The sequence below is a fragment of the Streptomyces alkaliphilus genome (assembly GCF_014141535.1).
Classification (GTDB): domain Bacteria; phylum Actinomycetota; class Actinomycetes; order Streptomycetales; family Streptomycetaceae; genus Streptomyces; species Streptomyces alkaliphilus.
In genome coordinates, this window is the sequence record NZ_VKHT01001319.1 from 1 (window position 1) to 1,110 (window position 1,110).

The window sequence follows — 1,110 nt, forward strand, 5'->3', positions numbered from 1 at the left end:
CCCTCGGGGTGTGCGGGGGCGACGGCACCGTGAACGCGGCCGCCGAGCGGGCCGCCGAACGCGGGGTGCCGCTGGCGGTGTTTCCCGGCGGAACGCTGAACCACTTCGCCCAGGATCTCGGCGTGCGCACGACGGAGGAGGCCGCCGCCGCGGTGGAGGAGGGCACGGCGATCCGGGTGGATCTCGCGCTGGCCCGTCCGCTGGCCGGGTCGGCCGATGGTCGGGGACCGCGCACCGGACGGGTCGGCGGCCTGCCGGGGGTGGCCGGTGAGGAGGGCGTCCACCGGGACACCGACGGCCACGGGGCCGGCTATCCGTTCGTGAACACCTTCAGCATCGGGATGTATCCGGAACTGGTTTCCGAACGGGAGCGATTGGAGAAGAGCGTCGGCAAGTGGCCGGCGGCCGTGGTCTCCCTGTTCCGGGTGCTGCGCACCTCGGAGCCGCTGAGGATCCGGATCAACGGGCGGCCCCGCCGGGTGTGGCTGCTCTTCGCCGGCAACGGCCGCTACCTGCCCGACGGCTTCGCCCCGGTGCACCGGCAGGCCATGGACGAGGGCCTGCTGGACGTGCGGACCATAGACGGGGACACCCCGCTGGCCCGCACCCGCCTGCTGGGGGCGGCGCTGCTGGGCACCATGAGCCGCTCGCGGGTCTACACCTCGGCCCGGCTGCGGCGTCTGGAGTTGTCCGACCTGGAGGGGGTGGAAACGCTGGCCCGGGACGGCGAGACGGCCCCCGCCCCCTCGGCCCTGCTGGTGGAGAAGCGGCCGGGCGCCCTGGTGGTCTACCGCCCCGTGGGGTGAGACCGGGGACGCGTCCGGGCCCTCCGCGTCGCCCGGTACGGCGCCGAACCGGGCGACGCGGAGGGCCGGGGACGCCCGGCGGGCAGGGGACGGGGCGGCGCGCCCGGGGCCGCCGGATGGGTGGCGACGGGCGCGGTCACCGACCGGCGGTTCGGAGGGAGCGACGGGCCCCGGCCCGCTGCGAGGGTGGGGCGCACGGCCACCGCGGGGACGTTCGGGCCCCACCGGGAGAGCCGGAACACCCACCGGCCCGGGGTCGGCGGACCCGGGCCCCCGAGGGGCCGGGGACGTCAGGGATCACCAC

At 76.9% G+C, this 1,110-nt stretch carries 1 protein-coding gene; it reads left to right on the plus strand.

The window, feature by feature from the left end:
• A partial coding sequence (locus FNQ90_RS24225) for a diacylglycerol/lipid kinase family protein (protein WP_267133111.1) occupies positions 1-806 on the plus strand: 806 nt, incomplete at its 5' end.
• Between the last annotated feature and the right edge of the window lie 304 nt (positions 807-1,110).